Consider the following 10,655-nt stretch of genomic DNA (forward strand, 5'->3'; position numbering starts at 1 on the left):
ATAAAAGCGTGCATCCGTAATGGTTATCAGGATATGGCCATGACGCTTAATGTGATCACTGTGCGGGCTCAGTCCGTATTCCCAGATGAGATCACCGCGCCTTTTGCTGCTACTTTTCCTGGTTATTGCCTGTCATTGTCCAGGGAGCTGCCTTTGTGGAAAGTCAGCTGTATTGATCTCGATGATGCTGCGCTTAACGGGGAAGCCCCTACGTTATTGCAACAACTGCTGCATACCGGCAAGCAGCCGGGAGAGCCTGTGTGGATGGCTTTCCGGGAAGGACGCGGCTTTGTGCAGCAGCTCCTGCCTTTAACATTACCGGTAACAGGTCAGCCCGCATTCCGTAAGGGCGGCGTATACCTGATCGCCGGTGGCGCCGGCGGAATAGGTTCTGAGCTGGGTAAATACCTGGCGATGAATTTCCAGGCCACGATTGTATTTCTTGGCAGAAGGGCGTATCATGAAGATCTTGCAAAATATGACCGGCTGATTGCCGGTTATAGTGGGCGCTTCAAATATATACAGACAGATATTTCAGATGCGGATGCGGTGGCAGCCGCAGTGCAGCAGGTGAAAACTGCTTACGGTGTTATTCATGGTGTGGTACATGCCGCGATCGTGCTGCGTGATAGTACCATTGCAAATATGGAAGCTGCATCGTTACAGGAGGTGCTGGCGCCCAAAGTACGGGGCAGTGTGGTGCTGACGGAAGCACTGAAGAATGAAACGCTTGATTTTTATTTGTTCTGTTCATCGGCACAGTCGTTCTCCGGAAATGCGGGGCAGAGCAATTATTGTGCTGCCAGCACTTTTGAAGATGCGTGGGCACGTTATGCTGCCACTGTGTATGGGTTACCGGTGAGAATATTGAACTGGGGTTATTGGGGTGATGTGGGAATAGTAGCCACGGATAATTACCGGGAGCGGCTCGCAGCCCAGGGTATAGGCGCGATTTCTACAGAAGAAGGAATGGCGGCCATTGCGATATGCCTGCAACAGCAGATAACGCAGGTGATCCCACTCAAGATCAGGGAGCAGGTACATGCAGCGCTTGGCATACAGTCGCACAGGAAGGTATTTGTGCAGCCGGTAAGGATGCCTTCCGTCATACAGCCATTGACCGGCAGACTGGAAGCTGTACCGGTTGATTTTTCCGCATTGCAAAGGATCATCACCGGCTTTACGCAACTGCATCAGTATGCAGCTGCCTGGCTGCTGGCGGCGTTCCACAAGATGGGCGCTTTGCACACGAGTCAGGAAAAGTACGGGCCTGCTTCATTAAAAGAACAACTGCATATTATCCCGGCTTATAACCGGTTGTGGGAAGCATTACTGGACATTCTGTACGCCAATGGTTACATCAGCATTACCGATAATCAGGTGACTGTACTACCGGCGGCGGCGACTGCCAGTCTTCCGGAAGCGGTTCAGATAGCGGCATTCATGGATGAGTATCCGCAGTTGTCTGCTCATACTACATTACTGCGCTCCAGCCTCGATGTATACAATGAAATACTTACGGGCCGTGTAAGGGCTACAGATCTGCTTTTCCCGGCAGGGTCGCCTGCATTGCTGGAAAAGATCTACCAGGGTAACCCTGTGGTGGATTACTGTAATGAACTGGTGGCAACAGCCGTAAAAGGATATATTGAAGAACAGGCGGCCCGTGGAAATGCCCGTCCCGTACGCATTCTTGAGATCGGCGCCGGTACCGGCAGTACCACGGGCAAAGTGCTGCATGCACTGAATGACAGTCCGCATGCATGGGAATATTGCTTCACAGATATTTCCGCCAGGTTTGTACAACTCGGCCGCCAGCAGTTTGGCAGCTGGCCACAGGTCGATTTTAATGTACTTGATATTGAGCGCCCGGTAACGGAACAGGATTATGTTGCCGGCAGCTATGATGTGATCATTGCCGCGAATGTGCTGCATGCTACCGTTAACATGACGGCTACGCTGCGGGAAGTAAAGCATCTGCTGGCGCCCTGTGGCGTACTTGTACTGAATGAGGTGATGGCGGTACAACCATTCACTACCTATATTTTCGGTTTGCTGGACGGATGGTGGCGCTTTGAAGATGCTTCCTGCCGTATCAAGAACGGGCCTTTGCTCAGCCCTGCCTTGTGGAAACTGCAACTGGGCCTGGCCGGATTCCGGCATGCGCATATCGCAGGGTATCATAACGGTAAAGACTACACGCTGGGACAGCTGGTATTAATAGCAGAAAGTGATGGTCTGCTTTCTATGCATGTCTCGCAGGAAAATACAGTGAATACACCGGTTCTGGTAACGGCGCCTGCGCCCGCGATAACAGTTCCGGCTACAACGATAGGTACAGATATGACAGCGCTTGTAACCGGTATTGTGGCGGAAGCGCTGGAGATGAAAGGCCGGGCACTCAATCAGGATCAGCCTTTTGCGGAGCTGGGAGTAGATTCTATTACCGGTGTTGCTGTTATTGCAGCCATCAACAAGAAACTGGGATTGAAGCTCGGCACCAATGTATTGTTTGATTATACCAGTATCAAAGAACTGGCAAATTATATCCGGCAGCTGCAACCTGTGCCTGTAGCGGTTCAGCAGCCTTTGATACCTTCTGAGGAGAAACGGGCGCCGGCGGGTTCATTATCCGATATCGTGTATGCCTGTGTGCAGGAAACACTTGAAACCACCATGGACATTGACCGGCAGCAACCTTTTTCGGCGTACGGCATCGACTCAATATTGGGCGTACGGCTGATTAACCTGTTGAATAAACGTACAGGGCTTAAACTACAGACGTCCGTATTGTTTGATTATGTCAACATAGCAGAATTATCCGGACATATTCATTCACTGTGTCCTGTTGTACCAGTGATAAAAGAAGAGAAGCCTGTGTTGGTTAGCAATGACAAGCCCCGTGCTGTTCATACGGGATCACCGTATAAGGCAGTGGTCGTGCATGGTCCCGGCAGTATTGCTGATGTTACCATAGCGCAACTGGTATTACCGGACCCGCAGGAAGAAGAAGTGCAGATTGCAGTGAAAGCATTCTCGCTGAATTTCGGGGATCTGCTTTGTGTAAAAGGATTATATCCTACTATGCCGCCGTTTCCCTTTACACCTGGTTTTGAGATAGCCGGTATTGTGAAGAAGACCGGCGCAAAAGTAACAGGCTTCAAACCCGGTGATCCGGTGATAGCGCTGATGGGAGAGGGGCTTGGTGCGCAGGCTGAACTGGCGAATGTCTGGGAAGGCTCCGTGATTGCCAAACCGGAGAATGTAAGTTATGAAGAAGCCTGTTCGCTACCCATCGTATACCTGACCATGGAACATGCATTCAGGCTTGCGGCTATCAGACCTGGCGAAAAGATTCTCATACAGACCGCTGCCGGCGGTACGGGGCTTATTGCCGTACAGATGGCGCTTGGCGCCGGTGCGGAGATCTTTGCAACTGCCGGTTCTGCGGATAAATTGCAATACCTGCAGCGGGCAGGCGTGCATCACCTTATCAATTATCAGGAAGAGGATTTCAGCGAACGCGTGAAAGAGATCACTGGTGGAAAGGGAGTAGATGTGGTGATCAATACCCTTTCAGGGGATGCCATACAAAAAGGACTGGACCTGCTTACGCCCGGTGGCCGCTACATTGAAATTGCGATGACGGGCCTGCGCAGCAGCGGCCGCCTGAACCTGAGCAGGATGACAGATAACCAGGTGTTCTATAGCCTTGATCTCAGAAAACTGCTCCTACGGGAACCCCTATACGCACAACGATACCTGCAGGAAATGGTATCGGCGTTGCAGCAGGGTGCCATCAAGCCGGTTGTGGGGAAGATATTTGAGTTTGACCAGCTGTTATCAGCCTACGACTATATGGAGAACCGCGCGAATATCGGAAAGATAGTAGTGCGGACATCAGCAGCTGAGGTGCCTGCACCACCTCCGGAAGTTCCCGCCCGGCAAGCTGTTGGCGATATTGCTATCATTGGCATGTCTGGCCGTTTCCCGGGGGCAGATGATCTCAATATGTACTGGCAGAACCTGGCTGCGGGTAAAAGTGCCATCCGTGAAGTGCCTGCTGAACGCTGGGATATAGATGCGTACTACTCCGCCAATCCGAAAGACCTGGATAAAACGCATTGCCGAAAAGGTGGTTTCCTGGATAATATAGATTTGTTTGATCCGGTGTTCTTTAATATTTCCGGCAAGGAGGCGCTCTTCGCAGACCCGCAACAGCGGCTGTTCCTGGAGCAGGCATGGAATGCGCTGGAAGATGCGGGCTATGCCAATGATCATATTGCCAACGCCCGTTGCTGCATTTACATCGGCGGGGGCAGCGGGGACTATCTCACCAAGATTGCGGCTGATGGCTGGCTGAAAGAGGCGCAGTCATTCTGGGGCAATGACGCTTCTATCACCGCGGCCCGCCTGGCTTATCACCTGAATCTCAAAGGTGCTGCCGTAGCGCTGAATACTGCCTGCTCTTCATCACTGGTAGCTATACACCTGGCCTGCCGCAGTATACAGCAGGGCGAAAGTGATATGGCTGTTGCGGGAGGGGTATTCGTTACTACGACACCTGATTTCTACGTCATCAACAGCAATGCGGAGATGCTTTCTCCTGACGGCATATGCAGGGCGTTTGATAATAACGCCAACGGCTATGTGCCGGGAGAGGGCGTAGCGGCTATCATCCTGAAACCGCTGGCAAAAGCCCTGGCTGATGGTGATCAGATCTATGCTGTCATCAAAGGTTCGGGTATCAACCAGGACGGTAAGACGAACGGCATTACGGCGCCTGGCACCAAATCACAGACAGCGCTGGAAACAGAAGTATACCAACGTTATCATATTCATCCCGATACTATTGGTATGGTGGAATGCCACGGTACCGGTACCCGCCTGGGCGATCCCATTGAAATGGAAGCGCTCACCAATGCCTTCAGGGCCTTCACGGATAAGAAAGGGTATTGTGCAGTCGGGTCTGTGAAAACCGCTATAGGCCATGCGGTGGCAGCTGCCGGTATCGCGAGCGTGATCAAGGCGGTATTGTCGCTTCGTCATCAGCAGATTCCGCCAACCTTACATTTCGAAACACCTAATGAGCAGATTCCGTTTGCGGAGAGCCCGTTTTATGTGATCACAAAACTGAAAGACTGGGCCGCAACGAACTTGTCGCCGCGGAGGGCGGCGGTCAGCTCATTCGGTTTCAGTGGCACTAATGCCCATATGGTACTGGAAGAAGCGCCGGCAAGAACCAAGGTGCGCAGTCAATCGCTGCCACCGGCCTTCCTGGTGGCGCTCTCTGCGAAAACTGCTGCCGCACTGCAACAGAAGGCGGCAGATCTGTTGACCTGGTTACAACAACCGGATCAGCGGCAGCTGCTTACCGATATTGCCTATACGTTGCACACCGGCCGTATGCATTTTAAATACAGGCTGGCATTAATCGTAACCAATACCGCTGATCTCATCACACAATTACAGCAGTGGACCAACGGTGAGAACGGTCAGGTGCTGACCGGCGAGAATGGTGTGGTCAGTGAGACCGGGCAGGCAAGAGGAGCGGCATTGATCGAAGAATATGCTTTAGGCAGGCATTATCCTACCGGCTTTACAGCAGCATTGCGGGAACTGGCAGCACTATATGTGGGCGGCGGGCAATTCGACTGGGAGCCGTTTTACAAGCATATGGGCGCAGGCCGTATCTCGCTGCCGCTGTATCCGTTTGAACGCAGGTCATATTGGCTGGCTGCAAAGCCGGTGGCAGCGGCCACTCCGGCGACTCCTCACAAGGAAGCACCTGCCAGGCCGCTGATAGATGGTTATCATACCACAGCGTCGCCGCAGGAAGAGGGCGTGTTGTTCCATAAAGTGCTTACGGCTAATGATGAAGTGGCCGGAGAACATATTGTGCAAGGTAACATGGTGATGCCTGCCGTAGCGCATATTGAAATGGCCGTGGAAGCATTTACTATGCTATATAATCTGAAAGAATACGAACTGCATGATTTGCTATGGTTGCATCCCGTAGTGGTGGAAACTACACTGGATGTAACGGTACTGCTGAAGCAGGTGGATAAGGATATTCATTTTGAGATCAGCAGCACAGAAGCTGGTACACGACGGGTACATTCCCGCGGCCGGTTTGTTCCTGCCATAACTGTATCAAGACTGCCGCAGCTGGATATGGCGGATATAAGAAAGGAATTGAAGTCTGAGTCAGTAGAACTGCCTTACCTGTTACTGGGTGATTATGGTATCCAGTATGGTCCTTTCTTTGAAGGATTGATACGCGTGTGGGAAGGTAAGTATACCACACTGGGTATGATTGCTTTGCCCGGTAAACATGCCGATGACGTATCGAAGTATGTGATTCATCCGGGAATAACAGATGCTGCCGCGCAGGCTATCATTGCGGTGGAGGAGGGATTGTACAGGAAGGAGAAGAACAGTTCCCTGTTGCCGTTTGCCCTGAAGCGGTTGGTATATCAGGCGCCGCTGCCTGCTAACGCTTACGCCTATGTGAAATGTGGCGCTACCGCGGGCAGCTATGATGTATGTATTACGGATGTGGAGGGGAATGTTTGTGTGTATATGGAAGAAATGAATTTCCGGGAGTTGATCCAGCCGTTTGTTCCGCTATACTACCAGCCCATCTGGAAAGAAGTACCTGCTGCATCGCCGGTAACGGGCCTTCCTGGTAATGTGCTGCTGGTGCATAATGGCACAGCAGTTACAGAGGGATGGCGACAGCATATTGCCCGGCATTACAGTAACAGCAGGATACAGCAGGTACTGATACCATTGAAGGATAAGGGGGATAACGGCGGGGAATACACGCAACTGGTGAAGGCGGCGTTACCCGCAACTGATATTTATTTCCTGGCCGGCGAAGCAGGCAGGGAAGGGTTGTTCGGGCTGTTTCATCTTGTTAAGACCCTGATAGCTGAGCATATTTCTGTTGACAGGTTATCTGTGTGGATAGCAGACAACGAGGCGCCATACGAGGCCGCGCTCACAGGTTTTGTTTGCTCCATGAAGCAGGAGCTTCCATCCTGGAAAGTGCTGACAGTGCAGGTTCCGGCAGATATGAACAGAGAAGAGGCAACACGCATTATACAGGACCCAGGTGATGAGATCATGCCGGTTGTCGCCTTCCGCGGCGGCAGGCGTTATGTAAAACGTATATGCGATGCCGTTATTCCGGAAGAAAATACTTCCCTGTTGAGGGTGGGTGGAACCTATGTGATTACCGGTGGCGCCGGTGGTATTGGGTATCATCTCAGTCTTTACCTGGCACGCACATTCCGTGCAAAGCTATTATGGGCGGGCCGCTCACCGCTAACGGATGAGATCCTCGCTAAGATGCGGGTGATAGAAATGCTGAGAGGAGAAGTGCATTATGCGCAGGTGAACATCAGTGAAGAAGCGGCCGGACATGTTTTACTGGAAGCGGCTATGCAGCGCTTCGGCAGCATCAACGGTGTGATACACGCGGCGGCTGTGCTGTGCGACAAACGGATTGCCCAGATGACCGCAGAAGATATGCAAACGGTATTGCTACCGAAAGAACAGGGCAGCCTGCAACTCTGGAAAGCTTTTGAAAAAGCGTCGCCTGATTTCTTTGCCTTCTTTTCTTCCATACAATCTTTTGCCGGTAATGCCGGTCAGGCGAACTACGGTGCTGCCAATGCATTCATGGATGCCTTTGCCCTGCAATTACAGGCTACAGCTACTTTTCCGGTGAAGGTGATTAACTGGGGCTACTGGGGCGGCGTGGGCCTGAGCAAAGATGCATGGCTGGGAAAACAGTTGCTCTCAAAAGGATTGCTGCCACTTACTATACAGGAAGGCGTTACCGCTTTTGAACAGGTATTGTCTGCCGCTGCGCCGCAATACATCGTCATGAAAGCGACGGCCGAACTGTTGCGGCAGTCAGGTATAGAAAGTAATACCGCCACATCTGCCTCTACAGAACAAACCAATAATCCTCCAACTTTAAAAATAACGGCTATGCCAGAGAAGTATGAAAACCCATCCTCACTTGTGAAGAATGCCATCATTGCAGCGTTGGCAGATGTATTGCGGCTCGACAGGGAAATCTTTGATGATAATACCCCGTACATGAACTATGGGATAGATTCCCTGATGGCCGTTGATATTGTGAATAAGGTCAGTGATGAACTGAAGATAAACCTGCGTGTGACGGACCTGTTCAACTACGCTAATATCAGTAAGCTTGCTGAGTACATCACACAGCACTTTCCTGAAACCGTTGCACCGGCCATAGTTCCGCCGCCAGTAACAGCACCGGTTTCAACTGCAACGAGGGAAGTAACGCCGGAGGCGCCGGTGAAAGTGCAGCCTCCTGAAGAACAGTATCCTGTGAAGGACACGGATATTGCCATCATCGGGAAAGCGGGACAGTTCCCTGGCGCACCGGATGCCGCTACCTTCTGGCAAAAGCTGGCGGAAGGGTATAATGGTGTGAAAGAGATCACGCGGTGGCCTGCAGAAGTGCTTGAGAATAGCCAGACCCGTCACGGAGGTTTGCTGGATAACATAGATGTATTCGATCCATTGTTTTTTAACATATCCCCGAAAGAAGCGGAGCTGATGGACACACAGCAGCGGCTTTTCCTGCAAACGGTATGGCATGCACTGGAAGATGCGGCATATAGTGACAGAGAGATGGATGGCCGCAGCTGTTGCGTATATGTTGGTTGCGAAGCAGGTGATTATAATGGCGTACTGCAGGAAAGCGCAGACCGTCATCATGGGTATACCTTTACCGGTACGGCTTCGTCGATACTAGCGGCCAGAATTTCCTACTTCCTGAACCTGCAGGGCGCCAGTGTTCCTGTAGATACGGCCTGTTCGTCTTCCCTGGTGGCTATTCACCTGGCTTGTGAAGCGTTGCGCAGTAGTCAGACGGAAATGGCCATTGCCGGCGGTGTAACGGTCATGCATACACCGTTATATTTTATCCTGGCCTCCAACGCAGGGATGCTCTCTCCGGATGGCAAATGCAAAACGTTTGATGACTCAGCCAATGGGTTTGTACCGGCTGAAGCAATAGGGGCTGTCGTATTGAAAAGATTGAAAGACGCGCTGCGCGATGGAGATAATATCCAGGCTGTTATTACGGCGTCGGGCATCAACCAGGATGGTAAAACCAATGGCATCACAGCGCCCAGTGCGCCATCGCAGATTGCGCTGCTGAGATCCGTGTACCAGCAATATGGTATTCATCCGGAAGATATTTCCTGTATTGAAGCGCATGGTACCGGCACCAAACTGGGTGACCCGATAGAAGTGGAAGCATTGACTACAGCCTATAATTACTATACCCGTAAGAAACAATATTGCGCAATCGGATCAGTGAAAACCAATATCGGTCATGCTGGTACCGCCGCGGGAGTAGCAGGGCTGTTTAAACTGATACTCAGCCTGCAACACCGGCAGCTGGCGCCTTCCCTGCATTGTCATCAGGTGAACAGGCTGATTGAATTTGACAAAGGACCTTTCTATGTAAACACCCGTTTGCAGGACTGGCATACAGAAAAAGGAAAACAACGTACCGCCGCCATCAGTTCATTCGGTTTCAGTGGTACCAACGCACACCTGGTATTGCAGGAAGCGCCGGCTACTGCTGCGTTACCCGGAAATCAGCCACCGGCCCAACTTCTGGTGTTGTCTGCTAAAACGCCGGAAGCCTTGCAGCAACGTGTTGTACAGTTAGCTGCATGGTTGCAGGAACAACCGGAGACGCTTTCATTGACAGATGTTGCGTTTGTTGCTGGCGCAGGCCGGAGCCACTTCCTGCACCGCGTGGCTATCGTCGCTACCAGCAGGCAGCAGCTCGTTCGTCAGTTGGGCGCCCTTCTGCAACAACAGCCCGTAGCCGATACGTGGACAAACAACCCTGCACTGAATGGCGCTGCGAAGCAACCGACCCGTGATCTTGTAAGACGTGTGACGGCAAGCAGGGGTGAGCCAGGCGTTTATCTGCGGGAGCTGGCGTTGCTGGCAGAAGCTTATGTGGCGGGTAGTGAGGTGGATTTTGGGTTATTGTACGAAGGGCTGCCGGTTAAAAAAATCAGTATACCCGTATATCCTTTTGCAAAGGAAAGATATTACCCTGTCCGGGAAGAAAGGCCGGAAACCATTGGTGGCGGTCATCTTCACCCATTGATTCATACCAACATTTCTGATTTCTCCGGCCAGCAATTCTCCAGCACATTTTCGGGTAAAGAGATTTTTCTGAACGATCATGTAGTGAACGACCGGAAAACTATGCCCGGTGCAGCATTGCTGGAGATGGCCCTTCAGGCCGGAAAGACTGCAGCAGGTAAGTTCCCCGTAACCATTTCAAAAGTTGGATGGCTGCAGCCTTTGCTGTCGCCTACAGGAGAAGTGGTGACAGCGCTTGATGTCACCGGCGACTGGGCCGCAGATGTACAGATCGCGCATGCCGATGGAGAGCGCCTTTATATGGAAGGCAAGCTTGGATGGAATGCAGCACCATTGTCGCTGTCCGACCCCGACATCAGCACCATCAGGAAACGTTGCCAGATACAGGCGGAGCACCATGCGTTGTATGATACATTCAGCCGGATCGGGCTGCAATACGGACCTGCCTTCCGCACGATACAGAGACTGTACGC

General features: G+C 51.9%; 1 protein-coding gene. It reads left to right on the top strand.

Annotation, left to right across the window (positions count from 1 at the left end; translation table 11 throughout):
* Positions 1 to 10,655: SDR family NAD(P)-dependent oxidoreductase (locus tag VM802_RS06825; RefSeq protein WP_325529071.1), on the top strand; the 10,655-nt coding region annotated here is incomplete at both ends.

Origin of the sequence: Chitinophaga sp. (assembly GCF_035538455.1) — a bacterium.
Lineage (GTDB): Bacteria > Bacteroidota > Bacteroidia > Chitinophagales > Chitinophagaceae > Chitinophaga.